Genomic DNA, 26,133 nt, shown 5'->3' with positions numbered 1-26,133 from the left:
GAGAAGGTTGCAATTGTTGTTAATGTTTATAATTTAGCGATACATTTGATGAGGTGATAGATCGATTATCATCCTATTACTTCAAAGATTGCAATCATATCCAAACAACCTTAGCCACAATGAAAAACACGGAATTCCATATTTTTAAAAACAATACTGACGCGCCCTCAACTAATAAAGGCTTCTATTTACAATATTTATTGACACTTCAGTTATGGATCGAGCGATCCGGTGATGAGAATTTTGAAATTTATTGTGAGCGAGAAGACGACATTCTTTTGATTGATTTAGTTACCGGCGATCGCCATTACACGCAAGTTAAATGCTATTCGGAAGGATTCTCATTGAATAGTGATGAACTTTTAAAGTCCCTTATTAATTTTTATAAATTATACCTTAGGTACGGCAGTAATTCAGATTGTATATTTCGATTTAGCACAAATTCCACGACTAGGCCACGGGCTGGCCAAATTTTAAAGTTATGGCAAGAAAAACAACGTAGTGGCGACTATATGGTCGACGATTTCTTGGTTCCAGTGCGAAACGCAGTGAATGACTATATAGATAGATTAGTAGGTCGCTATGAAAAATCCATTCGAGACTCGGGTTTATTAGTCCAGGCACGTGTGAAAAGCAATGAATTGTTATCTCAAATAAATGGTAATGAATTTCAACTTTTCCTAGAACGTATAAGATGGGATTTTCAAGTTGTCGCTGATCCTGATTTACATACAATTACAAACGATATTGCGAATAGCTTAGCTAAAGTAGAATACAATAGGAACGTTGATGTAAAAGTATTTTTATCGTACTTATTACATCATGTTATCGAAAAGTCGACACTTCTCAAAGCGGACGAGCGACTGTTGGATGCCAAATTATTTCGAAAGCTTGCTAAAGATACAGAGAATAAAAATCTACTGATCAAAACACTGGAAAATGAATTATTAACAACTTTTGGACATTTATCTGGCATTAAAAAACAGTTAGTCGATATAGGTGTAAAAACATCGTTGATCCTGACTAAGATCGATAACTTGGATCGACCCCCGAAGCTAAAGCTAGAGCTTTTTTTTGATGACTTACGAGCTTGGTTTGATGCCATTGACTATAAGCAAGGACAATTACAGGTCATGACAGACAGCCATCTTTATTTCGACATTGTAATCCGTGAAAGGAAAGGTGATACGAAAGTGCTTGTATACGGAATTGTGAAACCGATACAAGTTCCTCATGTTAAGTTAGTAGAAAGCCTGAAAAAGGAATATGATTGCGATGAGGCTTGGGTTGTTTCGACTTCTCACCCAAGTCCGGCAGCGCTCAAATTAACTCAGGAAGATGCCGATAAGGATATTGTATGTTATAATTTTGACGAACTGCTTGAGGAAACAATTGACTTTTCAAACTATTTTAAATGGGTCGAAGATCAGATTTTTGAAAAGAAAATTGATGAGCGTTTTATTCCATTAGGTGCGAAAAAAGGTGAGTACAACGAACAAACCAAAGAGATTGAGGCTACAAGCATATATGGGGAAAAAGAAGGCTGGCTAGAAGGTTACCTCAACACGTGGATTAACGATCAACAGAAAGAACACGTTTCAATTTTGGGTGAATTTGGAACTGGAAAGACTTGGTTTACACTTTATTACACCTGGAAGCAAATCCAAAAATATCAGCAGGCTAAATTGGAACGTACTCCGCGACCCAGATTGCCAATACTTATTTATCTCAGAGATTTTGCAAAAGCCATGCAGGTGGAAGTTTTGATTTCGGATTTTTTCTTTCGAAAACATAAGATAGAAATCAAAGGTGTTTTTGCAGCATTTACGCAGTTAAATAAAATGGGGAAGTTTTTACTCCTATTTGACGGTTTTGATGAGATGGCAGACAGGATTGATAAGCAAAAAATGGTTGATAATTTCTGGGAGTTAGCAAGTGTGGTCAAAGGCCAATCAAAGGTTGTCTTAACTTGCCGAAACGAACACTTTGCTACAATTCGCGAGGGGCGACATTTGTTAAACGCAGAGTTTAAGAACTCCACAAAAATGCAACCTAATGAATCGCCTCAATTTGAGGTTGTGGAGCTGCTAAAATTCAACAATGAGCAAATCAGGCGTCTACTAAGTCATTTCACCAGTAATGAAACGATTGAGATTATTTTCCGTAATTATCGGATTGTAGAATTGTTGTCTCGGCCTCTAATGATCGAGTTAATTATCGACGCTTTACAGGAGGTGACCAATCAAGTAGATATCAATCTCGCGAAAATATATTTTTATGCTACCAAAAGAAAAATGGAGCGAGATATTTCACAGCAACGAACTTTTACATCGCTGTCCGACAAAATATTTTTCATGTCGGAATTAGCTTGGGAGATGCTTTCCAATGAAAAATTAACAATCAATTTTAAAGAGTTTCCTGATATAATTTACCATTATTTCAATATTCCCATTGAAGACAAGAACATGGATTATTGGCGTTACGACATGCGTGGACAATCTTTACTAGTCATTGATGAAGAAGAGGGTAATTATAAACCAGCTCATAAGTCTATGCTTGAATTTTTTGTGGCCTATAAATTTGCTGCTGACTTAGGTATTCTAAGACCGGAGTTCAATGTTAATATGCAAGGAACTACGGTACACAGGAAAACGAAAAAAAGATTGGATGAGTTAAATGAAACGTTCGGTCGTTTTCAACTTCAATCACCACAGTTAAATGTGGTGTTCGATTTCTTAAAAGACCTCATTAACGAAAGCATAAGCATTTTATGGGAGTTATTTGATGAAGGATTTCCATATAAGAAAAACTACACTACCCTATTAGGCAACTTTGTGACTTTGCTAACTATAAAAGAACGGGATTTCCATGGAAGGGACTTTAGCGACTTGGAGTTATTTAATCCGATTTTTAGAGATTCAGATTTGACCTACTGCAACTTTGAGAACACCATTTTAAGAAGTCCTGGTTTTTTAAATTCTGATCTACATGGGTGCAATTTTAAAAACGCTCAATTTTTAAGAGATGGTCCGTATCCTGTTTGGCGGGATGTAAACGGCCATACTTGTTTTGATTTTACAGCAAGTAACGATTTAGTAAGCGTTGCACATTTGGGTTTTAAAATCGTTCATTTTCAAGATGGTAAGCAAGATGAATTTTTTAAATTCAAAGACGCGAGTATATTTATAACCAAGTTGATTGTGGTTAAAAAAAGCAACACCCTCATCGCTAATATACGCAACGGGTTATCTTTACTCAACTTGAATAATGGGGAAACCAAAATCTTCAATTTCCAAAATTTCACACCGGACGGATTGGTTATCAATAGGCAAGAAACATTATTGGCAACTTTTTCGGATGGATTTGGCCGGGGCGGAGAACTTAAAATACATGAACTTGAAAATCCAGAAAAATATCGGGAAATTATTTTTTCTAATTCTGGTCTTTTTTCATGTTGTTTTTTCAACCTATCAAATCAGTTAATTGCGGGTGGCCGAGATGGAAAAGTGTTTTTTATTGATATTGGTAGTCAATCTTTGTCCAAAACTCTTGATTTGCATGATATAAGCGGAAAGTACGAACAAGTGAAAGCTAATATCTCTCACGGTACTTATTTTGTATATAGTTTAGCAATATCTTCCGACGATCGACTGTTGGCCGTCGCCTCTGTATTGAATGACATTTATATTTGGGATATCCCTTTGAATAAGTTGTTTAAAACGATACATGTCGGCAATGATTATGCCGTCAAAGTACATTTTAGTCCGAATGACAAATATCTCGTGTACTACGCAGTTGGAAAAGGGGTCGTGATATTACAAACGAGTGATTGGGAGGAAATATACTCCTTGAATGAATCATATGAAGTCATTAGGTTTAGCCCTGATAGCCGCTATGTTGCTTTTAGTGATTCATATGAGGATAATAACATTATTTGGTTGGATCTAAAGTCTTTACAAGTGTTTAAAAGAGTGGTCAATAATTTTGATCTTTCTCAAACAAGGATATCAGGTTTACAAGCTCCATCGAGTAATGTCAAATATTTTTTAGACCGCGGGGCTAAGGGCTGGTTTACAAAGGAGGAACTTTTACAAATGGAGCCTATTGCTTTTAAAAAATTTATAGAAACAGTTGGACATGGAAAAATTACCAAATATAAATCCAGAAAAAAACAAGTCGCATTGCTCACTGACTATCTCAAATTGTAATGCTCCTAACCTGGCGCGAATATTCGGGCCGACCAAAGCGGGGGGGTAGTGCCTAATTTGGCGCTAGTATCTGCGCCTGCCAAAAGAGGTGGGCTACCTAGTGCCCCGCGTTTAGGTAGCCAACATGGTCAGTTACAAAGAGCTTATCCTATCCGAAAAATATTTATCTTGTTTTGCTGAAACGGGATGGGGGTATGCCAATATTTTATTAGTCGATAAGGCAACATCAATTATAATAAATGGAAAAGCTAAGCAGATTTAAAACTATTACGTTGTTTTTAAATGCGTCCGCCTCTAAACTGGCAAATAAGGGGAGGTACAAAGATGCCTTTTACGATACAACCGAATCCACTACCATATTTCTTCTCTGGTGCCTGGAATTTTCTATTTTTAAGTTGTTAACGCTACATACTGGTCGCCTTGATTCAACTTCTAAAGCTATTCTGATTCTGGCCCCGATTGTTATTCATCTTGGCATTGCTTACCTATGCTCCGGCGATTTGAAATTGATTGAAGCGGACTATCCGCAGTACTATGGAAGGTACAGCTACATTGTTTACTGTATTTTGAGTATCGCTGCAGTGATTTATACCTTGTATTATTTTTTATGGGCATTTTGAGGAAGTAGTGCCAAAGCCAATTAAAAAAACGCTGTAAAATACAGCAAGCGTCGCTTGCAGCGGAGAAGACAAAAGACAAAAAGTGGGATTACATATAAATCGATAATTTCCCGTTAAAAAAGTATTAAATATCTGATTATCAATTATTTAAATTTGGGTTTACATAGAAACTATGTAAACCCCCGTAAACCCCCTCTAGCACGTCCTAAAATGGCTATACAAATTTGTTAACAATCCTATATCGACTATACAAATGTTACAAAAAGTGTAAACCATTGTTTTTTTTAAGTTGCTTATAATCAATGCATTAAAAATTTATTTTTTCAAAAGTGTAAACCTTTGTAAATCCAAAATCTTCCTCCTCTCCGTCCACGCAGGGTCTCTCAACGAGGACCCTGCGATGGTTTGCAATAACTCATACAGGCGCATAATGCCGCCGCAGACTTAGCGCGCGTCCGCAGGGTCCCTTTCAGGAGACTCTGCGGAGACAAAAAAATAAATAATTACCTTCGCTTACATCAACAATGAAAAGACCGTTATATACCCTCTTCATCGTCATTTACCAGCTTATAATATGTTGGGTGTTGATTATTCTGAACGCATATTATAATGACCTGCTCATTCCTGCTGGTTTGCTGCATGCACCTGCAAGGGTTGGGATGAAAATACTTATAGCACTGGCAGAGGGTGCCATACTTATATTAATTGCCTATGCAATTGATCGGGCCAGCCTAAGTGATGCGGAGGATGACGATAGTAGAAGAAGGGTTGCGAGCAAAACCTGTAAAGTGCAATTAATTATCACAGCGTGTTTTATACTGGCGGTGATCCTACGTTAATTCCCCCGGGCATTGCGCGCGTACCGGTTCAATCAAAAAAACAAACCACTGTAAAAAACACACTACAATTAAACATATTGCCACTAAAATTGTAATTTGTTTGAAATTAATAAAAGCTCCACCATATGTTTTCAAAACTTTATAAGCCGTTAATATTGGGCGCCGCCCTTTTATCGGCAACCGCAATTGTTAAGGCGCAAACCGGCCCGCCTGTTGAAACAAAAAAGGCCAACAGCGATTATAAACCTGCCTTCGCGGGGCAAACCCGGATCGGCAGTGTTAAAACCAAAACCCCGTATACGGTTACGGTTATCAATACCGGACTGAATGGTCCCTGGGGTATGCATGTTTTGCCCGACGGCCGTTTGCTGATCAGCAGCAAGCCGGGAGCTATGCAGATCCTGACTACCGATGGCAAGGTCGCGAAAACCATTACCGGCTTCCCAACCGTACAGTACGGCGGCCAGGGCGGCTTGCTCGACGTAAATATAGACCCCAATTTTACCACTAACCGCATGGTGTACTGGACCTACGCTCAGCCGGGTGAAGGGGCTACGCTTGCTGTGGCAAAAGGCAAACTCTCTGCCGATGAAACAAAACTGGAAAATGTAAAGGTGATTTGGGAAGCATTTCCGCGTTATAAAGGCGATGGCCAGTTCGGCTCACGTTTATTGTTTGATAAGCAAGGCAACCTGTTCGTCACCTCAGGCGACCGCCAGGCGGACGATATCCGCGTAAAAGCGCAGGACCTCAGCACAACCACAGGTAAAATCATCCACATCACAAAGGAAGGAAAACCGGTTGCCGGTAACCCGTTCATCGGCAAGGCTAACGCTAAACCTGAAATATATGCTTACGGTTTCCGTAACCCGGATGGCTTTTCCATCAACCCTGTTACCGGCGGCCTTTGGGAATGCGAATTTGGTCCCCGCGGCGGCGACGAGGTCAATTTGATCAAACCGGGAGGTAACTACGGCTGGCCTTTTGTTACTTACGGTATTGAATACAGCGGCAAAAAGGTGTATGATGGTATCCAGCAAAAACAGGGAACTATACAGCCCGTTTATTATTGGGACCCGGTTATTTCACCGGGCTGCATGATGTTTTACACAGGTAACATTGCTGAATGGAAAAATAACCTGTTCCTTGGCGGACTAAGCAGCCAGTTCATTACCCGCCTGGTAATCAAAAACAACAAAGTAGTGGGCGAAGAACGCTTGCTTGCTGATAAAAACGAACGCTGGCGCTGCATGGCTACCGGCAAGGATGGCGCTATTTACGCTGCAACCGACGGTGGGAAATTATATAAGATAGCCAGGCAATAATATTAAATAATGCTATTGAAGGCGCCCGGGTAAACATGCCCGGGCGCTTTTGTTTTGCCGTCCCCGCAGGGTCTCTCAACGATTCAAGTTAAACCACAAAACCTACAAGCCAATCACTTGTAGATTTCACGAAGCGTTCCGATGGAACGCAATGGTGCATATTTGTTTTTCTACCAACCAGATGTTCCTATGGGACATGTTCTGAACTCAATGGCATTTATCTATGGCACAAAAACGGCTTTGCGTTCCATCGGAACGCTTGGTCGGTAGAAAAAATAAATGAAATTTTACGTTCCATAGGAACGTTTTGTGATTTCGACGCCAATTACCGCTATGCTCTGATTGTGGGTTAACTTAAACTTTCAGGGGACCCTGCGGAGACAAAAAATTGTTTATCTTGTTTTGCTGAAAAAAAGGCGCTTACACAGCTTGAAAAGAAAAATATATTATCATAAGGATCGTGCGGCTCCTGTTCTGTTTGGTACAAAAGCAAGGCTTAAAAGGATTCCGTATTACTACTTAGCTGTTTTGATATTTACTGTTTCGCCAATAATTTTGAGCACAATAGGAAGTTTGATTGGGAATAGCCTGGGTTGTAATATTAACGAAGCAGGAACAGACACCTGTGTTCGTTATGGTATTCAACTGGGAGAAACGCTTAGTACATTATTCACTTGTTTTTGGCTCTTGTTTTTTACCGTACCCTTCGGGTTTATAGCGTTATTGGTACTGATCTACGCTATAGATCGCGATAAAAAATATCATTCCGAAGGGAATGATTGAGCACCTACCCGGCGTTTATATCAGTGTGGACTGCGGTTGGCTAATAGAGCCACGCGTGATTCTTGCAGCGGGCCTATAATCTTAGTACCTTTGCGGTTTACCAGTCGCATCAAATAAATACAGAAAAAATGTCAATCACAACAACCGGAGATCTAACAGGCATGAAGGCGGTGAGCGAACTTGTGGCGCTTGTATTGCGGCAAATGATTGAGCATGCAAAGCCGGGTATGACGGCCAAGGAGCTGGACGATTTCGGCGGCGCCATATTAAACGAACACGGCGCTAACTCGGCACCCATAAAAACCTATAATTTTCCGGGTTACACGTGCATCAGCATCAATCACCAGGTTGCGCACGGTATCCCCAAAGCGGCGGTGGTATTACAAAGCGGCGACCTGGTGAATATTGACGTCTCCGCCGAGCTGAATGGTTATTGGTCCGATAATGGTTGTTCTTTTGTTTTGGGCGAGGATGTTCATGGCTATCAACCCCTGGTAAATGCGTCGAAGGAGATCCTCCGGAAGGCGATTAGCAGCATCAAAGGCGGGGTGAAGGTGGCAGACATTGGCCAGATCATTGAAACCGAAGCGAAAAAACGCGGCTATACGGTCATCAAAAACCTGACCGGGCATGGCGTAGGCCGGAGCCTGCATGAAGAGCCCCATGAGATCGCCAATTACCGCGACCGCTTCAACATGCAGCGATTTAAAAAGAACTCCGTGGTAGCTGTGGAAACATTTATCTCTACCGCATCCACCATTGCCGAAACGCAGGCAGATGGCTGGACACTGGTCGGCAATAAAGGCGGATTTGTAGCCCAGCACGAACACACCATCCTCATTACCGGCGGCGAACCTGTCATCCTTACCGCGAATAATGGGGTGTGGGATTAACACGCTCTGTTCTATCCATCATTCCAAATAATACCAGGGGATATGAAATAAACCCTGCATGTAATTGTATGGGACATAGCAAACCCGCCGGCTTATTTTATACAAACCGGCGGGATATTAAAGTGTAAAATATTTTTGGATAGCTTAGAAGCTGAAGCTCTTGTTTTTGGTGGTGGCCCTCAGGATCTTTTCAGCGATACTGGTAACCTTGCCGTCCTCTCTAAGCTGCTCGGTAGAAACATCGTATTTCTTAGCCCAATATTCATCTTCCGAATTGGCCTTCATTTGGGAGATTTCCCTTTTTTGATTTTCGATCTTTACGTTAGTTTCCATAGTTTTAGTTTTATTAGTGCAATTAACTGAACTGATTAAACAATGTTAGAAAAGTAATGTAAAGGTAGCGGCTTAAGGTTAACGCAGAATTATCACTATGTTAAGTTAATGTTAACCAACGGAAGTTGACCAGGGGGTGACTGTTGTTGGGATAGGGAAAAGTTGGCTTGTGCGATTTCTTGCCGCGTTGGAAATCGCGCGCAGACTGGACTCATCCGGTCGACGCTACGCTGGACCACCCTCTCTGCTGCGCAAAGAGGGAAGAGAAATTCTTATATAAAATTCTTTTTTTTACCTCTTTACCGCTTGCAGAAGAGAGGTCGACGAGCGAAGTAATGTCGGGTGAGTCAACTCTGCGCCGTGTTTTTAACGTTTATTTTTAATTCTCCTCGCAAATCAAATCAGCCTCTGCGCTTATGGCCCGGTAATTTTTGTTGGTAACGGGCTTGCTGATAAACTCCTTCACAAAACTGTAAGCATTGGCCCGCAGGATATCGTTCAAGGCGATGGAGGTGGAAATTACATAAACTATTATCTCTTTACAGGATGAATTGCTTAACGCATTAAGCTTTTCCAGTACATGCCAGCCGTTTACCTCGGGCATTTCGAGGTCCACAAACATCATGTCGGGCAGACGTACGGGATTGTCCCTGTTGGCATCTAAATAATTGATGAGCGGTTTGCCGTTAGAATAATAAGTTATTTCTTCAAATGCCTCGTATTTGTCGAGGTTGGATTTTAGTATATATTGGTCGATAGGATTATCTTCAAGAACAAATAGCTTACACATAAATAGTTTAATTTTTAATTAAATTCCTTACGCTAAACGATTGTTAACCTTAATTGTTTGGTGTTAATTTAGTTCATATAGGAATATAGGAATAAAAAACATAATTTCCGCGCCTCCAGTTGATGATTTCAGGATCAACAGAAAATATTCAAAATTCAATATTCGGTGTTCGATATTCAAATTATCCCGCTAGTTTGATCCATTTCCCGGCTTTCAGCTTTAGTCTTTCCGCTTTTAGCTCTACATAAATTGCCATTTTCTACGTAAACACTAATTTATTTTAAAAATATCTTAAAAAAATTGATAAATAATTCGTTTTTATACAAAAACACTTCATAAATTACCGTTTTTTAAAAGTAACTGGTTATCATATTTTATTTTAGGTGTTTTATTTATGGAGGAATCAGGTTATTTTGATAAATACAGCCCGATTGGCGGCGTTTGGGATGAAATGTACGGCGCTGATGCCAATGTGCGCGATCATTACCGCAAGGTGATCGAATACATTTCGGGCGAGTCGGCAGACGATTTAAATAAGAAGGAGGAGCTGGCCAAGCGCTTGTTCATGAGCCAGGGTATAACCTTTACAGTGTACAACAGCGGCGAGGGCATTGAAAAAATCTTCCCGTTTGATATCATCCCCCGCATCATCACTGCGGACGAATGGGCCTTTGTGGAGCGCGGCATCAAGCAGCGCCTTACCGCCCTCAACCTGTTCCTGAAGGACGTTTACCACAACCAGTTCATCATTAAGGATGGCATTGTGCCGATAGATATCATTTACTCGTGCCCGCATTTTTTACGCGAGATGTACCAGCTGCAGGTGCCCTATGATATCTATGTCCACATCAGCGGCATCGATATCATCCGTGATTACGATGGCACCTTCTATGTTTTGGAGGATAACCTGCGTACCCCAAGTGGCGTAAGTTATATGCTGGAGAACCGCGAGATCACAAAGCGATTGTTCCCCGACCTGCTGCCGCAATGCGGCGTGCGGAGCGTTACGGAATACCCGACGATATTATACAAAAACCTGCTGGCGCTGTCGCCAAGGCAGATCGCCAATCCAACTATCGTATTGTTAAGCCCGGGAATTTATAACTCGGCCTATTTTGAGCACACCACGCTGGCCCGCCTGATGGGCGTTGAGCTGGTGGAGGGACGCGATTTGGTGGTGAATAACCATAAGGTATACATGAAAACTACCACCGGCCTGCAACAGGTAGACGTGATTTACCGCCGCGTGGACGACGAGTATCTGGATCCACTGGTGTTTAACCCGTCGAGTATGTTGGGTGTTGCCGGCATCATGGGCGCATATCGCAAAGGCAACGTGGCCATAGTAAATGCTATTGGCACCGGAGTGGCGGATGACAAGGCTGTTTACGTTTACGTGCCGGAGATGATCCGCTATTATTTAAATGAGGAGCCGATCCTCAAAAACGTACCTACTCATCAGCTCGGCAATCGTGATGAACGTGAGCTGGTTTTTAAGGACATCAATAAAATGGTGATAAAGAAGACTAACGGCAGCGGTGGCTACGGGATGCTGATGGGTCATGCTGCCACAGAGCAGGAAATTGAAGATTACAAACTTGAAGTAATGAAGGACCCACGAAACTTTATCGCGCAGCCCACAATAAGCTTATCTTCGGCACCATGCTACATGCAGGGCGAACTCCAGCCCCGTCGCATCGACCTGAGGCCTTACGCCTTGTACGGTCCGGATGGGATTGAGATAGTGCCCGGCGGCTTAACCCGCGTGGCCCTGAAAGAAGGCTCGCTGGTGGTGAACAGCTCACAGGGCGGGGGAAGCAAGGATACATGGGTGCTGGCCCCCTAGCCCCCTAAGGGGGGAACAGAAACTTAATGCGGTATAAAGTATTAACAATGACAAAGAATAAAAAAACATCAATAAATCAATCTAACTACTCTTATATAGAAGAGCAGTTGGCTAATCGTTCCCCCTTTAGGGGGCTAGGGGGCCTCATATGTTAAGCAGGGTAGCAGCAAGTTTTTATTGGTTAAGCAGGTACATTGAGCGCAGCGACGGTATGCTGCGGATGCTGAAGATCAACTACGCATCGAGCCAGGACACCATCCAGGAGTTTACGTGGGCGCCGGTGATCCGCATTTTTGCGGGGCAGGACGAGGAGGAGGCTGAAAAGCTGGACAACAACAGTCGCACGGTGTTGAAGTATATGGTTACGGGCAAGGATAACCCTAACTCCATCCTGAACATCATTACGCTGTCGCGCGAGAACGCCAGGGGAGTGCAGGAGCATATCCCCAAGGACCTCTGGCAATGCCTCAACGAGTATTACCACACCGTGAAGGACCCCAAGATTGAAAAGGCCCTGCAGCGCGACGACCCTATCGGGGTGCTGGACGTGCTGATAAAACAGGTAATGCTCTATTACGGCACCGCCGAGATCACCATGGAACGCGGCGAGGGCCGCAGTTTTATGAATATTGGCAAGTATTTGGAAAGAGCTATCCAGAGCGTGGATATTTTGGATACCAAGTTCGGTTCCGTAAGCGATAACCCCGACCTACTGACCGACACCAGCTACTGGAAGCATTTGCTGCTGTCGTTAGGCGGATATGAACTGTACCTCAAAACTTACCGCGAGGGCTTCGAGGCCAGCAACATCCTGGAGCAGGTGGTGCTGAACAACGACTTCCCGCGATCGGTGATCTACTCGGTGAACAATATCCAGCGCTATTTCGACAGGCTGAAAAACAACAGCAATGCCGATGATTTCAGGGAGCTATCATTCCGGATAGGCCGACTACAGAGTCGCATCAAATACAGCTCGGTAAAAAGCATCGAGCAGGACGGCCTGCACCAATACCTTACGCAAATAAGAAGCGAACTGTACGGAATAGGAAATGCATTGAATGAACATTATTTTGCGAATAGCTAGGGTTAGAGATCAGAGGCTGGAGACCAGAGATTAGTTAAGAAAAGAGGTCAGTGCCTAGAGATCAGAAAAAAGTAAATTGATTAACGTTAAAACTTTACAGCTTTTTAAACATTACAACTTTACAACGTTCCAACATTACAACAAAAAAACATGCCCGAATTTGAAATTCAACATATAACCCGCTACATATACGAGGGGCCCGTGCGCGACAGCGCCAACCAGATCATCCTGTTCCCGATAAAGGATCAGTTCCAGGATGTGATCAAGCAGGAACTTACCATAACCGGTAATCCGCAGGTGGATACGCACATCGACTATTATGGCAACGAGGTGGGCAGTTTTACCTACAGCGAGCCGCACTTTGCGCTCACCATAAATTCAAAAATTTGGGTAACCACCAGGCACCGCGCGCTGCCCGTAAGCGATATCTTTCCGTCGCAGCAATGGGAGGATCTGAAGCACCTGCAATTTATTGTGCCTTATATCGATTTTCTGCGCCAGGAGTATTTTGAGGGGATAGATGAATTGAAGCTAATTGTTGATGAAGAACGCCTAAAGGACGATACCCCGTACCACGTGGCCCTGCGTTTTTGCCAGTATGTGTACGATAACTTTAACTACATAAAGGGTGTTACCACCGTAGAGACCCGCCTCGATGAGATCTGGAAGCTGAAGGCCGGCGTTTGCCAGGACTTTGCCCACATCCTGATGGAGATGCTCCGTATGGTGAACATCCCGGCCCGTTACGTAAGCGGCTATATCTGCACCAGTCGCAACAATATGCGCGGTGAGGGCGCAACCCACGCCTGGGCCGAAGCCTATATCCCCGACTACGGCTGGCTCGGCATCGACCCAACAAACAACTGCGTAGCCAACGAAACCCACGTGCGCCTGGCCGTTGGCCGTAATTTTTCGGATTGTTCCCCGGTTAAGGGTGTATACAAAGGCTCGTCCAACCACAAGCTGGAAGTAGCAGTATCCGTAGATGATGAAAATGTCCTAAACAACAGCGACGTTCACTTTAATGAATCACCGGCTGTTACCGCAGTTTCATCCGCCCAAAAAAACAGCTACCAGCGCTATATGGAGATCATGCAGCAGCAACAGCAACAGTGAGGGAGTTCATGGTTGATGGTTCATAGTTCATGGAAGAAAGTGGTAGGCGGAGTAGCAATAGCGGTGAGGGAGTTCATAATTGACGGTTAATAGAGGAGAGTAGCTGGGGAGTCAAAAAAGGGTGTCATGCTGAGGCATAAGCCTGTCCTGAGTTTATCGAAGGAAAGCATGAGCGCCGGGCTGTGGACGCACTAAGCATAGTGGAGCAGTAAACCGTCAGCTATTCAAAAGCAATAAGAGGTGTCGTAAATAAATTCGACATGGCGCATGTTGGTGTTTTTTTTACGACTGCCAACTACCCACTAAAAACTGCCCACTGTTTCATCTTATTCTCCCCAACGCCTCGTTAAACCCGCTCGGATCAACCTTATCCGTAAACACCTTCAGCTTTTCATCATATACCATTGGCAAACCATCCTGTATAGTGCTTATAATGCCATTCTTATCTACAAAAATATTGATTGGGAAATCATCTGTAAACTGCTGGCAATAGGCTAATTGGTCGGGTAGGTGGATGAAATCGAATGGTATCTTTCTTAGGAAACCGCTCACCTTTTCGCGGCTGTCGAACGTCATGGCGATGAATTGCACATTGGCATTCGCCGGATCATGGCGGATGGTATTTAATTGCGGCATTTCGCCAATGCACGGAGCGCAGGTGGTAAACCACATATTGATCACAAACGGCTTGCCCTTAAGCTTATCGGTGCTAATGGTAGCGCCAGTCAAATCCTTTATGCTGAACGGCGGCAAAGGCTTCCCGATAAAGCCTAAATAACGTTTAGCGTTGGCAGCCGCGCTGCCATTGGCGGCATTCAGGGTAAAGCTGTATATAAGGGAGTCGCCCGAAATTCTTTTATCCGTTATAGTGCGACTGATGGAAAATCCCAGGGGCTTCAGCTTTTTGTCTTTTGCGGCAATGATAGAGTCCAGGGTGGCAGCCGGAATAATGGTGCCATTGCCTGCGCGATAAAATACTTTTTGCTGCGCCTTAACGCTTGCCGCAACCATTGCCAATAAAAGTACCAGCGCTATTCCTGTTTTTTTAAGCATACCTGTAAAAGCAATGATAGGGGAATATGTTTTAGGAAAAGCGAATGGAAAAATAAAAAATCTGTCATGCTGAACTTGTTTCAGCACCCCATCTGCTAAGTCTACTCCATACAACTATGCAAGCTGTCGCGCGCAGACGTGTCCTGTGGGGTGCCGAAATAACTCGGCATGATAGGGATATAGTGTTTAAATATGCGGATACCGCAATCCATACCCCTACAACCATTGACTATCGACCATTGACTATGGACTTTTCCCCCACTGCTACCCCGCCTTCCTCACCAGCACATTAAAATCAACCCCGGCAACCGGTGTTTTCTTCCACATCCCTTGTTCAAAGCGGTAAGTGCCACCGTTAAACAGGCCTATGGCAAAATGATTGTTGGCGTTATAGCTTTTCACCCACTCAATGGCTACCAGAATCTGCTTTTTGGCGACGATGTTATAAGGCTCCAGGTCAACCGTTATTTTGTTTTTCCCGCCTGGAATGGCGCCGTAAACGTCCTGCTTTACCAGGTTCGGGCCAGGAGTAACGTCGTTAAACTCGTATATGTTCACTTTGAATTGCAGGCTGTCATGGCTGTCGTTATCCACGTCGAAGCTGAGCTTCAGGAGTTGTACGGGCTTGTGCCCGGCATTCATTTTAATGGCAACCTGGTTGCCCTTCACCATGTCGAAGCTGCTGTTTGATGAACCCGACCGCGGTTTGTTGCCAATAGTTTTAGTCCCCTTTTGCGCCACTGCGCCGCCAATTGTTACGATGGTAAATACTGCCACCAGCAGCATGTTTTTTATTGAAGTAGTAATTGTGTTCATTGCTGTTAAGATTTATTTACAGCAAGACGTAAGGTTTTCTGCAATGGTTGCAGGGGTTAAATAATTTTATGGTGTGGCTATAAAATCGGCGTCATTACGAGTTTAAAAATCCGCTGGATTACGAGGGTGAAATGACAAGAAAGGGATGTCATGCTGAGGCACTCGAAGCATGTGGGCAAAGGCCTCTGCGCCATGCTTAGCACGCGGATTGGCCTCTGCGCACGTCGCCCTTCGAGGGCCTCAGGGTGACACCCCACCTCAAGTGGAATACAACTTGTCATGGGTAGGAACGAAGCAACCTCTACCCAGGACAATCAATGAATCTTTATTATGATGGAACTTCACAGCCTTTTGCTTAAATAATGATTTGAAATAAAATACTAATATTTTTAGCATTTTATTTATATTTGAATGTATTTTTGGATAACCAATACGCCATGAAAAAGACCATTAATTACCGGCTTACCCTGCCGGAAAAGCAATTGCTTAAAACCAAAAAAGTGAGCCAGAAAATGTTGCAGGATTATGCGCCCGACGAAATAGCTGCACTGCTGGAGGCATCAACTGAACGTGCCAGGGAACTTAATGCGCTGAGTGTATTTCAAAGTATCCCCTCGCTTGGTATCAACTTTGCCGAAGAACTGATCGGCCAGGGGTACTATTCGCTGGAGCAGATAAAGGGCCGGTCGGCTGTGGAACTTTTTGATGCCTTCGAGCGTCATTGCGGCGCCTGGGCTGATCCCTGCGTAGAGGACTCCTATCGTTTGCTGGTTCATTATATCGAAAACCGCGACGAAAGCAAGCGCTGGTGGCATTTTACCGCCGAACGCAAAGCTTACCGGGAACAATATGGCTTTCACGCCGACCGGCCCCAAAAGCCCTGGTACCGGGATGAAAAATATCCCAAAATGAATGCATATCAACGTGATTAAATAATGGAACAGTTAAGTTTTTTTGCAGAAGCAGGGCAGAGCAAAGGATTGCCAAAGGAACTATTAGCATACCACCCGGATTTTGTGGATGAACAAACCGCAAACTATTTATTAAGAAAATTTATAACCGAAACACCGTGGAAGCAAAGCACGCAAAAAATGTGGGATAAGGAATACCTCACACCGCGGCTCACTTCCTGGCATGGAGATATCGGCACGGACTATTCAGTATCGGGGAAAATATCCAACCCCAACCCGTGGACGCCTGAGTTATTAATGCTGAAGGAGAAAGTAGAAGACGTAGCCAGCATTCGTTTCAATAGCGTATTGCTCAATTATTACCGCGATGGCAATGATTCCGTAGCCTGGCATAGCGACAGGGAAAGCGTCCTGGGTAAGAACCCGGTTATTGCTTCGGTAAGTTTCGGGCAGGTTCGCAGTTTTGATATCCGTAATAAGGCTAAGCACAGCGAACACTATTCCGTCCGGCTGGAGCATGGCTCCCTGCTGCTGATGAAAGCCGGCTTGCAGGAACACTGGGAGCACCGCATCGCTAAATCAGCCAAACCGATGAAGGCGCGGGTTAATTTAACTTTTCGGTTGGTTGTTTGATTATTCAAAATTCGTCATTCCCAAATCAACCCTACCTCGCCACCGCCAACCTATATTCCTCCCTCGATGCCAGCACCGCAGGCATATTCTCAACGGCCCAAAGCGTGAGCGTATGAATAGCAGGCAGCAAACTTTCGCCGAGCGGGGTGAGCGTGTACTCCACCTTCGGGGGGATCACCGGGTAAATTTTACGCGACAGCAGTCCGTCGGCTTCCAGGGTTTTCAGGGTCACGGTGAGCATCTTCTGCGAGATGTTGCCGATTTTATGGTTGATTTCGTTAAAACGTAGCGTTCCGCACTCGCCCAAAAGCGAAATAATGAGGATCGACCACTTGTCGCCGATGCGGTCCAGCACGTTCCGCACCGGACAATCATCAAATGAATCATATTTTTTTAAATCTTCTTCAATCATAACTGTCTGATTTTCAATATTAGTCACCCGCAGGTAAGTGACTGATTTTAAAGTGCCTTCTTGTTTGGTGTTCAGTAACTATTTACTTTTAACTCTCTAAAAGTAAGTAACTATTTTGGAAGGATAAGAAAAAAAATTAAAAAATAACAACATGAGCAACATTTTAATAACAGGCGCCACCGGGCCGCTTGGTAGTGCAGTAACCGAATCATTATTAAAAAAAACAGGAGCAGCCGGCATCAGCATCCTTGCCCGCAGCGCAGATAAGGCCGCAGCTTTAAAGGCCAAGGGCGTTAATGTATTGATCGGCGATTATAACGACTATGCCTCTCTTTTAGCCGCATTTAAGGGCATCGATAAACTGTACATGGTATCAGGCAACGATATTGCTAACCGCATTGAGCAGCAGGACAACGTGGTAAAAGCTGCGAAGGAAGCGGGCGTAAAACATATCGTTTACACCAGTTTCCAGCGCAAAAACGAAACCGCCACATCGCCGATAGCGTTTGTAGCCGCCGGGCACCTGAATACCGAGCGCAAGCTAAAGGAATCGGGTTTAACTTATACCATTTTACAGCACAGTATTTATGCCGATATGATCCCAATTTTCGCCGGCCATCAACTGCTTGAAACCAATACGATTTACCAGCCCGCAGGCGAGGGAAAAACTGCCTACGCCCTCCGCACCGACTTCGCCGAAGCAGGCGCAAACGTGCTGCTCGACGAAACCGGCAAGTACAACAACAAAAGCATCGAACTAACCGGCCCCGAAGCCGTATCATGGAGCGAGGTAGCCGCAGACATCGCAACCATCACCGGTCACCCCATAGTTTACGTATCGCCTACGGAAGCGGAGTTTGTTGAAACCCTCACCAAAGCAGGCGTCCCGGCAGAATATGTTGGCCTGTTCGCAGGCTTCAGCAAAGCGAACAAGGAAGGTGAATTTGCTAACGTTACCACTGACCTGGAAGCGATATTGGGCAGAAAGCCTGTAACGGTTGCGGAATTTTTGAGTGGGGTTTATGGTAGTAAGTAATTCAATTTAAGATTCTTTGTCATCCTGAGCGGGAGCGAAGGATCTTCAGGAAGCGATACTCACTGCTAAAAGGTATGCGGACGACTTATCTGGCGTATACTTTTTGGCATGTAGAAGATTCTTCGCTGTCGCTCAGAATGACAAAAACAAAAAAAAACCCGCCATCACAGGAGGGCACTGAAAAAGTAGCTTAATAAGCTGAAGCATTTAAAGCGATCAAGAGAAAGGCAACTTTTACTTGATCGCTTTTTTATTCTGAGGGCACTGAAAAAGTAGCTTAATAAGCTGAAGCATTTAAAGCGATCAAGAGAAAGGCAACTTTTACTTGATCGCTTTTTTATTCAGGTGTAGGGGGATAATTTGTTGTGGCTGATATGGACCGATTAGAGGTGCAATTGACGATGAAGCAGCCGGTTGAGCTTGGCACTTAGCTTATCAGTTTGACGATCCTTTTAAGATTTACCGTAAAGATGGCCAACGCACCTTGCATCTGCATGTTTTCGATACCGTAAGCTATTGCCCGGTCATAGCCATGAACGTTTTTTAGTTCACTGTTCTTCGCTTCGATCTTATATCTGTGTTTGATATTTTCTTTATAATCTGCCGTTTCCTGGAATGCCATTTGCTGCAAGTGCACGTCTGATTTAATGCTGACGGAATAGGTTTTAGACTTTGCCCCAGGCTTATAGCAATTCACCCTTAATGGGCAGATCTTACACTTTTCAACATCAAAGTAATAGGTGTCTACCTGATTCTCGCCGATATTCTTTTTTCCTCCACGCGATTTTCGGGTAGCCAGGTGTCCCGCCGGACAGACGAACATGCCAGCATCCTTATTGTAGCCGAACTTATCCTCATCTTTTCTGAACCCCTGAGTGATCGATGGGTTTAGTTTAGCCACCATCCAGATATCTTGTTCGCTTGTCATTTCAAGATTTTCTTTTCCTGAATAAGCCGAATCGCCGATAATCTTTTCTACGTTGATCCCATTGTTTTGGCTGATCTCCAAAAGTTTGGGAAGTTCCGGGCCATCGCCTTTTTCACCAGATGTGACCACCGCAGCGGTAATAATGCGTTCTTCGGTCATTGCTAAATGAGTCTTGTAACCAAAGAATGAGCTATCAGCTGATTTATGACCGGTTTTGGCATCCCTGTCTTTGGATAATGTATAATGTTCCTGGGTATCTGTTACCGTCTCCTTCAATAGGTTCAGCTTTTCTTTTACCGCAGGTATCTGGCTTAGCGTTTGATCAGCTTCGATACACTTTTCCAAGTCACTGCAATAAGCCAGTTCCTTTTCCAACTCGTCTGTACTGTTCTTTTCCGGCATAACCCCTTTCATATCTTCATCTATAGCATATACCGCTTTACGGAGCAGTTTTGAACGCTCCCGCAATATTTCTAATGCTGAATAAGGATTTGATCTTGAAAGGGAGTGGGTGGCATCAACAATGATGGACTTTGACCGGATGATCCCTTTTTCAATGGCAATAGCGACCGTTTTATTGATGAGCAAGTTTAAAAGATCGCTGTCCTTCAGCCGCAGTTTTCTGAACTTTGTTAATGAACTGGGATCAATAACTCCTTCCTCTGGCGACATCTCCAGGAAATATTTGAAGGACATATCATACTGTGAACGTTCGACCACATCAACATCTGAAACAGTATAGATCGTCTTTAAAAGCAGATATTTGAACATCCGCACAGGACTTTCGGCTGTCCTGCCGTTGGTAATGCAATATTTGCCGACCAGCTCTTCATAGATAAAAGTAAAATCTATCAAGTCATTGATCTTGCGCAAAAGATTGTCTTTGGGAACGATCAGATCGTATAGTCCCGAAAATGAACTGAACTGGATTTGCTGTTGTTGACTAAGCATCTTAATGTCTTTCTCCCGACACCTTAAGATACAAAAAACGGAGTAGAAAACTAAATTCTATACCCCGTTTGTCCTAATTGGACTTTTTCAGTGCCCTCCTTCCCGACACCTTAAGATACAAAAAACGGAGTAGAAAACTAAATTCTATACCCCGTTTGTCCTAATTGGACTTTTTCAGTGCCCTCCTTTTCAGCACCCCCATTTACTTTATCATTAGACTTACGAAGTTTTGAAAACTTCGCAAGTCTAAACTCAATTATGCTTTCTTATCAACCTTAATAACGTGTGTTATTATCGCCTTTTGCGGCTGTTCCTTCTGGAGGCGCTGGCCATTATTCAGGTGCGGAGCAATTACCAGAGACACGATAGACATCAACTTAATCAGGATGTTCATTGACGGTCCTGAAGTGTCCTTAAACGGATCACCTACGGTATCGCCAGTAACTGATGCCTTGTGTGGTTCTGATTTTTTGTAATGCATCTCGCCATTGATCATACAACCTTTTTCGAATGATTTTTTGGCATTATCCCAGGCACCGCCGGCGTTGCTCTGGAAAATCCCCATCAGTACGCCCGATACAGTAACACCTGCCAGCAATCCGCCTAAAACTTCAGGACCGAATGCAAAGCCAATAATGATCGGTGTGATCAAGGCGATCAAACCAGGAGCAACCATCTCGCGGATGGAAGCTTTTGTTGAAATAGCGACGCATTTTTCGTACTCGGGTTTTGCCTTGTACTCCATAATGCCGGGAATCTCGCGGAACTGGCGTCTTACTTCTTCAACCATCGCCATTGCTGCACGGCCCACAGCCGAAATACACAACGCCGAGAAAATGAATGGAATCATGCCGCCTACAAATAAACCGGCCAATACGTCGGCTTTGTAAATATCAATATGCTCAATACCTGCAACCCCTACAAACGCTGCAAACAACGCCAGCGAAGTTAATGCTGCTGATGCGATTGCAAATCCCTTACCTGTTGCTGCTGTAGTGTTACCTACTGCGTCGAGGTTATCTGTACGGTGACGCACTTCTTCTGGTAAGCGGCTCATTTCTGCAATCCCACCTGCGTTATCCGCGATTGGGCCAAATGCATCGATAGCCAGCTGCATAGCTGTTGTTGCCATCATACCTGCGGCGGCAATTGCTACGCCATATAAACCAGCGAAATGGTATGAACCATAAATTCCTGCAGCTAAAACCAGAATCGGCAATACGGTCGATTCCATACCAACAGCCAAACCGCCAATAATATTGGTTGCATGACCAGTTGACGACTGGCGGATGATGCTCAATACCGGGCGTTTACCCATTGCCGTATAATATTCAGTAATTATCGACATTAAAGTACCTACAACCAGGCCCACAACTATCGACATAAAAACACCGTTTTTGGTAAAGATCAATGCCCCGGCTTTAATCCCTCCGGCTGCATCCTCATCGCGCACCATGTGGAAGGTGTCATTCGGCAACATCCATTGTACAACAAAATAAGTTGCAATAGCAGTTAATACAATCGACATCCAGTTACCCAGGTTAAGCGCTTTTTGTACGCTATCTGTTTCATTTTTTATCTTAACAAAGGCCGCGCCCACTATTGAAAACACCAAACCTAAACCTGCAATTACCATCGGTAACAATATCGGCGCTATACCTCCAAAGGCATCATGCGACACAATTTCACGACCCAATACCATTGTGGCAAGCATAGTTGCAACATATGATCCGAACAAGTCGGCACCCATCCCGGCAACATCTCCTACGTTATCACCTACGTTGTCGGCAATGGTTGCAGGGTTACGTACGTCATCTTCAGGGATACCTGCTTCAACTTTACCTACAAGGTCGGCGCCTACGTCGGCAGCCTTTGTGTAGATCCCTCCGCCTACACGTGCAAATAGTGCTATAGACTCAGCGCCTAACGAAAATCCGGCTAACACGTCAAGCGCTTTTGCCATGGCTTCGCCGTTAACACTGCTACCGGTTACATGCACCACATAATATTGATAAAATACGATGAATAAAGATCCTAAACCTATAATTGCCAGTCCGGCAACGCCTAAACCCATTACAGTACCACCTGTAAAAGATACTTTTAAGGCTTTGGCAAGGCTTGTACGAGCCGCCTGTGTAGTACGCACGTTTGCCTTAGTTGCAATGCGCATGCCCAAAAAACCTGCAAATGCCGAAAGAAATGCACCGCACACAAATGATATGGCAATAACCGGGCTTGAGGTAACAACAGTTGTACCCGACCATGCCAGTAATAAACCAGCCACTACCACAAAGTAGCTCAGCACTTTCCATTCTGCACGTAAAAAGGCCATTGCACCGTCAGCAATATAACCCGCCAGCGTCACCATATCACCATCGCCGGCATCCTGTTTGGTAACCCATGCGGCCTTTATCGCCATCGCTATAATCCCAACGAGCCCTAAGACAGGAATTAAATAAATTAAGTAATTGTTCAATAGATCCATATATCAAAAAAGTTTATAATTATTCAGTATTTTATATCAGCGTTCTGAATATAATTGGTGGCACAAAATAGCAAATTAATTTCTTTACAATAGCGTGTCAATATTAAAGTTTTTTGAATAGTTTAGAACTTTAAACTAAAACGATTGATGACAACCAAATCAACACAACCAAAACTAAAACACGAGTTAGGACTGTTAGACGGTACAATGCTGGTAGCAGGCTCTATGATAGGCTCTGGAATCTTTATTGTAAGTGCCGATATTACCCGTAACGTTGGCTCAGCTGGCTGGCTGATAGCCGTTTGGCTAATCACCGGTTTTATGACAATCACTGCTGCTGTAAGTTACGGCGAGTTGAGCGCTATGTTCCCCAAAGCAGGCGGGCAATATGTATACCTTAAAGAATCATACAATAAATTGATAGCCTTTTTATATGGCTGGAGCTTTTTTGCGGTGATCCAGACCGGAACAATTGCTGCGGTGGGGGTGGCGTTCTCGAAGTTTGCCGCGTATATTTTCAAGCGTCCTGGTCAAATAAGCCCTATCAGCGAAGACAATATTTTGTTTAGTACTATGATCGGCTCTTGGCATTTTGCTATCAGCGCGGCGCAATGTGTTTCTATTGTAGTGATATTGATTCTTACCTACATCAATACCAAGGGCGTGAAAAGCGGGAAAATAATTCAAAATACGTTTACTATAACAAAGTTGCTAAGTTTGTTTGGGTTGATAATTTTTGGATTATTAGCTTTTAAAGGAGATATATGGCACGCTAACTGGAGCAATGCCTGGGATATGCACAACTTAAACAAAGACGGTAGTATTGTGCCGGGTGGTTTAGGTATGGCAGCGGCATTGGGTGCAGTAGCAGCAGCAATGGTAGGTTCAATATTCAGCAGTGACAGCTGGAACAACGTAACCTTTATTGCGGGCGAAATGAACAACCCAAAACGCAACGTAGGGCTTAGCCTGTTTCTAGGTACGCTTATAGTTACTATTATTTATGTGTTGGCCAACGTAATGTATACCGGCGTACTGTCGCTACATGATATTGCTACGGCAGATAAGGACCGTGTGGCTGTAGCTGCATCGCATGTGATTTTCGGCAATGCCGGTACTTATGTAATTGCCGTCATGATTATGATATCCACCTTTGGCTGTAATAACGGCTTGATTATGGCAGGAGCGCGCGTTTATTATACCATGGCCAAAGACGGCCTGTTCTTCAAAAAAACTGGCACCTTAAACAAATCAGCCGTGCCTGAGTTTGGTTTATGGATACAGGCCATAGTGGCGTCGATACTTTGTATGAGTGGAAAATACGGCGACTTGCTGGATATGATTTCGTTCGTCGTGGTTATATTTTATGTGCTTACTATTTTTGGCATATACATACTGCGTGTAAAACGCCCGGATGCAGAGCGGCCTTACAAAGCTTTTGGATATCCGGTTTTACCCGCAATTTACATGATAATGGGCGTTGCGTTTTGCGTACTGCTGATAATTTACAAACCACAGTTTACCTGGCCGGGCCTGATTATTGTTTTGATAGGCATACCTATTTATTATATAGCAAAGCGAAATTTAAAGAATGAGGATACACACGAAGTGCCTGCTTAGCCTTCTTTTTATAACCGGGCAGGTGGCTGCCCAACCGCTTGATCAAAAGTTGCAATCGGCATTTGGCAGACTGCAGGCTGATAGCCAGTGCCGGTATGCTTCGTTGTCGCTAACTGTGCTGGATGCTAGAACAGGTGAAAAGGTTTTTACGGCCAACCCGAATATGGGCCTGGCCACAGCATCTACCTTAAAAACAATTACCACTATTACCGCCTTTAATTTGCTGGGTAAGGATTTTCAATACCAAACCCAGTTTGGCTATAACGGCTCAATCGGGGCTGATGGCACCCTAACCGGCGATCTGATCATCAAAGGTGCCGGTGATCCAACCCTTGGCAGTTGGCGCTATGAGAATACGCATGAAGGCCATATCCTGGGTTTAATGGTCGATGCTTTACAAAAGGCAGGTATCAAAAAAATCAACGGGCGTATTATCGGGGATGACTCCGTGTTTGGTTCGCAGTCTATTCCCGAGGGGTGGATCTGGATGGATGTAGGCAATTATTATGGCGCCGGCACATCCGGGCTTTGCTGGCGCGAAAACCAATTCGATATCAAATTAAGAACGGGCAGAATTGATTCACCGATCAGTATTTCGCACGAGGTGCCTGCCATGCCTTACCTGAATTTTAAAAGCGAGCTGGTAAATGCACCCGCAGGTACGGGGGATAATGCCTATGCCTTTTTGCCGGTCAGCGGGAAAACCATGTACCTGCGCGGCACTTATGCCGAAGATCAATCTAAAAAAAATATTTCTGCGGCCCTGCCCGACCCTGCTTATGATGCGGCTTTCCGTTTGATGGATACGTTGAAACGGTTGGGGATCTTAGTGAGCAATGAGCCGGAGTCGACTTCCAGTTTAGCAGCAAAGGGACTTATAGCTCCCCAGATCGGAACAAATTTAACTACCCTCCTATCTCCACGTTTAAGCCAGATTGTTTACTGGCTCAACCAAAAAAGTATTAACCTGTATGCCGAACAACTCTTAAAAACCATTGCCTGGAAGGCAGGCAAAAAACCATCTACCTCAAATGGTGTAGAGGTAGAGCATGAGTTCTGGAGCGCCCGGGGCATCGATCCCCATTCTTTAAATATTGTCGACGGCAGCGGCCTTTCTCCCGGCGATAGGGTGACCACCTTAACCATGGCGACCATCCTGCAATCGGCTAAAAAGGAAACCTGGTTCCCTGATTTTTATAACAGCCTGCCTACCTATAACGACATAAAAATGAAAAGCGGCACCATATTAAATGTGCTTACCTACGCCGGCTACCATTCCTATCACGGCCGGGAGCTGTGTTTTTCCATCATGGTTAATAATTTTAACGGCAGCAGCAAGGCCATTAAGGAGAAGATCTTTAGGGTTTTGGATGAGTTGAAGTAGAGGAGGCCCCTAGCCGAAACTCTTCCCCCTTTGTCATTGCTGTAAGGAACGAAGCAATCGCGAACTA

Annotated in this window: 21 protein-coding genes; 14 read left to right on the top strand and 7 right to left on the bottom strand. The window is 44.1% G+C overall.

What is annotated here, in order from left to right; all coding sequences use genetic code 11:
• Positions 1-119 precede the first annotated feature (119 nt).
• The 6 genes from KXD93_RS10060 (at position 120) to map (ending at position 8,668) form a co-directional block, all read left to right on the top strand.
• Positions 120-4,208, top strand: a complete 4,089-nt coding sequence (locus tag KXD93_RS10060) for a pentapeptide repeat-containing protein (RefSeq protein WP_258136959.1) — start codon at positions 120-122, stop codon at positions 4,206-4,208.
• Between the two features lie 239 nt (positions 4,209-4,447).
• Positions 4,448-4,828 carry a hypothetical protein gene (locus tag KXD93_RS10055; RefSeq protein ID WP_258136958.1) on the top strand — a complete coding sequence of 127 codons (381 nt, stop codon included), beginning with the start codon at positions 4,448-4,450 and terminating at the stop codon, positions 4,826-4,828.
• A 524-nt stretch (positions 4,829-5,352) separates the two neighbouring features.
• Complete coding sequence (locus KXD93_RS10050; protein ID WP_258136957.1) at positions 5,353-5,667, top strand: hypothetical protein; 315 nt, start codon at positions 5,353-5,355, stop codon at positions 5,665-5,667.
• Positions 5,668-5,792: 125 nt separating this feature from the next.
• A complete protein-coding gene (locus tag KXD93_RS10045) occupies positions 5,793-6,992 on the top strand; it encodes a PQQ-dependent sugar dehydrogenase (RefSeq protein ID WP_258136956.1) in 1,200 nt (399 codons plus the stop codon).
• A 429-nt stretch (positions 6,993-7,421) separates the two neighbouring features.
• The gene (locus KXD93_RS10040) at positions 7,422-7,775 is read left to right on the top strand and encodes a hypothetical protein (protein ID WP_258136955.1); all 354 of its coding nucleotides are present in this window, start codon (positions 7,422-7,424) and stop codon (positions 7,773-7,775) included.
• Positions 7,776-7,903: 128 nt separating this feature from the next.
• Entirely contained in the window at positions 7,904-8,668 is a 765-nt protein-coding gene (gene map / locus KXD93_RS10035; RefSeq protein WP_258136954.1) for a type I methionyl aminopeptidase, read from the top strand.
• Positions 8,669-8,812: 144 nt separating this feature from the next.
• Here the strand turns inward: map and KXD93_RS10030 are convergent, their stop codons facing one another.
• On the bottom strand, positions 8,813-9,001 hold the full coding sequence (locus KXD93_RS10030; protein WP_258136953.1) for a hypothetical protein: 189 nt from the start codon (positions 8,999-9,001) through the stop codon (positions 8,813-8,815).
• A 379-nt stretch (positions 9,002-9,380) separates the two neighbouring features.
• A complete protein-coding gene (locus KXD93_RS10025) occupies positions 9,381-9,791 on the bottom strand; it encodes a response regulator (protein WP_258136952.1) in 411 nt (136 codons plus the stop codon).
• A 394-nt stretch (positions 9,792-10,185) separates the two neighbouring features.
• On the opposite strand from KXD93_RS10025, the gene KXD93_RS10020 reads away from it, so the two are divergent.
• The 3 genes from KXD93_RS10020 (at position 10,186) to KXD93_RS10010 (ending at position 13,837) form a co-directional block, all read left to right on the top strand.
• Complete coding sequence (locus tag KXD93_RS10020) at positions 10,186-11,637, top strand: circularly permuted type 2 ATP-grasp protein (protein WP_258136951.1); 1,452 nt, start codon at positions 10,186-10,188, stop codon at positions 11,635-11,637.
• A 148-nt stretch (positions 11,638-11,785) separates the two neighbouring features.
• Positions 11,786-12,721, top strand: coding sequence for an alpha-E domain-containing protein (locus tag KXD93_RS10015; RefSeq protein WP_258136950.1), 936 nt, complete (start codon positions 11,786-11,788; stop codon positions 12,719-12,721).
• Positions 12,722-12,871: 150 nt separating this feature from the next.
• Positions 12,872-13,837, top strand: a complete 966-nt coding sequence (locus KXD93_RS10010) for a transglutaminase family protein (protein ID WP_258136949.1) — start codon at positions 12,872-12,874, stop codon at positions 13,835-13,837.
• A 321-nt stretch (positions 13,838-14,158) separates the two neighbouring features.
• On the opposite strand, the gene KXD93_RS10005 is transcribed toward KXD93_RS10010, so the two are convergent.
• Both KXD93_RS10005 and KXD93_RS10000 read right to left on the bottom strand, forming a co-directional pair.
• Positions 14,159-14,890, bottom strand: a complete 732-nt coding sequence (locus KXD93_RS10005) for a TlpA family protein disulfide reductase (protein ID WP_258136948.1) — start codon at positions 14,888-14,890, stop codon at positions 14,159-14,161.
• Positions 14,891-15,154: 264 nt separating this feature from the next.
• Complete coding sequence (locus KXD93_RS10000; protein ID WP_258136947.1) at positions 15,155-15,706, bottom strand: hypothetical protein; 552 nt, start codon at positions 15,704-15,706, stop codon at positions 15,155-15,157.
• A gap of 437 nt (positions 15,707-16,143) precedes the next feature.
• On the opposite strand from KXD93_RS10000, the gene KXD93_RS09995 reads away from it, so the two are divergent.
• Both KXD93_RS09995 and KXD93_RS09990 read left to right on the top strand, forming a co-directional pair.
• Positions 16,144-16,638 (top strand): helix-hairpin-helix domain-containing protein, encoded by a 495-nt coding sequence (locus KXD93_RS09995; RefSeq protein WP_258136946.1) that lies wholly within the window; start codon positions 16,144-16,146, stop codon positions 16,636-16,638.
• 3 nt (positions 16,639-16,641) lie between these two features.
• Positions 16,642-17,250 (top strand): alpha-ketoglutarate-dependent dioxygenase AlkB family protein, encoded by a 609-nt coding sequence (locus KXD93_RS09990; protein WP_258136945.1) that lies wholly within the window; start codon positions 16,642-16,644, stop codon positions 17,248-17,250.
• 31 nt (positions 17,251-17,281) lie between these two features.
• On the opposite strand, the gene KXD93_RS09985 is transcribed toward KXD93_RS09990, so the two are convergent.
• Positions 17,282-17,662 (bottom strand): winged helix-turn-helix transcriptional regulator, encoded by a 381-nt coding sequence (locus KXD93_RS09985; protein ID WP_258136944.1) that lies wholly within the window; start codon positions 17,660-17,662, stop codon positions 17,282-17,284.
• Between the two features lie 151 nt (positions 17,663-17,813).
• On the opposite strand from KXD93_RS09985, the gene KXD93_RS09980 reads away from it, so the two are divergent.
• On the top strand, positions 17,814-18,698 hold the full coding sequence (locus tag KXD93_RS09980; protein ID WP_258136943.1) for an SDR family oxidoreductase: 885 nt from the start codon (positions 17,814-17,816) through the stop codon (positions 18,696-18,698).
• 427 nt (positions 18,699-19,125) lie between these two features.
• On the opposite strand, the gene KXD93_RS09975 is transcribed toward KXD93_RS09980, so the two are convergent.
• Positions 19,126-20,577, bottom strand: coding sequence for an IS1182 family transposase (locus KXD93_RS09975; RefSeq protein ID WP_258136942.1), 1,452 nt, complete (start codon positions 20,575-20,577; stop codon positions 19,126-19,128).
• Between the two features lie 256 nt (positions 20,578-20,833).
• The gene (locus KXD93_RS09970) at positions 20,834-23,062 is read right to left on the bottom strand and encodes a sodium-translocating pyrophosphatase (RefSeq protein ID WP_258136941.1); all 2,229 of its coding nucleotides are present in this window, start codon (positions 23,060-23,062) and stop codon (positions 20,834-20,836) included.
• A gap of 147 nt (positions 23,063-23,209) precedes the next feature.
• Here KXD93_RS09970 and KXD93_RS09965 point away from each other — a divergent pair, with 147 nt between their 5' ends.
• Both KXD93_RS09965 and dacB read left to right on the top strand, forming a co-directional pair.
• Positions 23,210-24,682, top strand: a complete 1,473-nt coding sequence (locus KXD93_RS09965; RefSeq protein WP_258136940.1) for an APC family permease — start codon at positions 23,210-23,212, stop codon at positions 24,680-24,682.
• Positions 24,654-26,066, top strand: coding sequence for a D-alanyl-D-alanine carboxypeptidase/D-alanyl-D-alanine endopeptidase (gene dacB, locus KXD93_RS09960; RefSeq protein ID WP_258136939.1), 1,413 nt, complete (start codon positions 24,654-24,656; stop codon positions 26,064-26,066). Before KXD93_RS09965 ends, dacB begins: the two co-directional genes overlap by 29 nt.
• The last annotated feature ends 67 nt before the right edge of the window (positions 26,067-26,133 follow it).

Source organism: Mucilaginibacter phenanthrenivorans (genome assembly GCF_024721155.1).
GTDB classification, from domain to species: Bacteria; Bacteroidota; Bacteroidia; order Sphingobacteriales; family Sphingobacteriaceae; genus Mucilaginibacter; species Mucilaginibacter phenanthrenivorans.
This window is presented reverse-complemented; position numbering and strand designations above follow the sequence as displayed.

Excerpts from the sequence above, each read along its gene's own strand:
- KXD93_RS09965 (WP_258136940.1), top strand. The coding sequence starts at position 23,210 with ATGACAACCAAATCAACACAACCAAAACTAAAACACGAGTTAGGACTG.
- KXD93_RS10025 (WP_258136952.1), bottom strand. The coding sequence starts at position 9,791 with ATGTGTAAGCTATTTGTTCTTGAAGATAATCCTATCGACCAATATATA.
- KXD93_RS09985 (WP_258136944.1), bottom strand. The coding sequence starts at position 17,662 with ATGATTGAAGAAGATTTAAAAAAATATGATTCATTTGATGATTGTCCG.
- KXD93_RS10030 (WP_258136953.1), bottom strand. The coding sequence starts at position 9,001 with ATGGAAACTAACGTAAAGATCGAAAATCAAAAAAGGGAAATCTCCCAA.
- KXD93_RS09990 (WP_258136945.1), top strand. The coding sequence starts at position 16,642 with ATGGAACAGTTAAGTTTTTTTGCAGAAGCAGGGCAGAGCAAAGGATTG.
- KXD93_RS09980 (WP_258136943.1), top strand. The coding sequence starts at position 17,814 with ATGAGCAACATTTTAATAACAGGCGCCACCGGGCCGCTTGGTAGTGCA.
- KXD93_RS10050 (WP_258136957.1), top strand. The coding sequence starts at position 5,353 with ATGAAAAGACCGTTATATACCCTCTTCATCGTCATTTACCAGCTTATA.
- KXD93_RS10015 (WP_258136950.1), top strand. The coding sequence starts at position 11,786 with ATGTTAAGCAGGGTAGCAGCAAGTTTTTATTGGTTAAGCAGGTACATT.
- KXD93_RS10005 (WP_258136948.1), bottom strand. The coding sequence starts at position 14,890 with ATGCTTAAAAAAACAGGAATAGCGCTGGTACTTTTATTGGCAATGGTT.
- KXD93_RS09970 (WP_258136941.1), bottom strand. The coding sequence starts at position 23,062 with ATGGATCTATTGAACAATTACTTAATTTATTTAATTCCTGTCTTAGGG.
- KXD93_RS10060 (WP_258136959.1), top strand. The coding sequence starts at position 120 with ATGAAAAACACGGAATTCCATATTTTTAAAAACAATACTGACGCGCCC.
- KXD93_RS09995 (WP_258136946.1), top strand. The coding sequence starts at position 16,144 with ATGAAAAAGACCATTAATTACCGGCTTACCCTGCCGGAAAAGCAATTG.
- KXD93_RS10045 (WP_258136956.1), top strand. The coding sequence starts at position 5,793 with ATGTTTTCAAAACTTTATAAGCCGTTAATATTGGGCGCCGCCCTTTTA.
- map (WP_258136954.1), top strand. The coding sequence starts at position 7,904 with ATGTCAATCACAACAACCGGAGATCTAACAGGCATGAAGGCGGTGAGC.
- KXD93_RS10000 (WP_258136947.1), bottom strand. The coding sequence starts at position 15,706 with ATGAACACAATTACTACTTCAATAAAAAACATGCTGCTGGTGGCAGTA.
- KXD93_RS10020 (WP_258136951.1), top strand. The coding sequence starts at position 10,186 with ATGGAGGAATCAGGTTATTTTGATAAATACAGCCCGATTGGCGGCGTT.
- KXD93_RS10010 (WP_258136949.1), top strand. The coding sequence starts at position 12,872 with ATGCCCGAATTTGAAATTCAACATATAACCCGCTACATATACGAGGGG.
- KXD93_RS10055 (WP_258136958.1), top strand. The coding sequence starts at position 4,448 with ATGGAAAAGCTAAGCAGATTTAAAACTATTACGTTGTTTTTAAATGCG.
- dacB (WP_258136939.1), top strand. The coding sequence starts at position 24,654 with ATGAGGATACACACGAAGTGCCTGCTTAGCCTTCTTTTTATAACCGGG.
- KXD93_RS09975 (WP_258136942.1), bottom strand. The coding sequence starts at position 20,577 with ATGCTTAGTCAACAACAGCAAATCCAGTTCAGTTCATTTTCGGGACTA.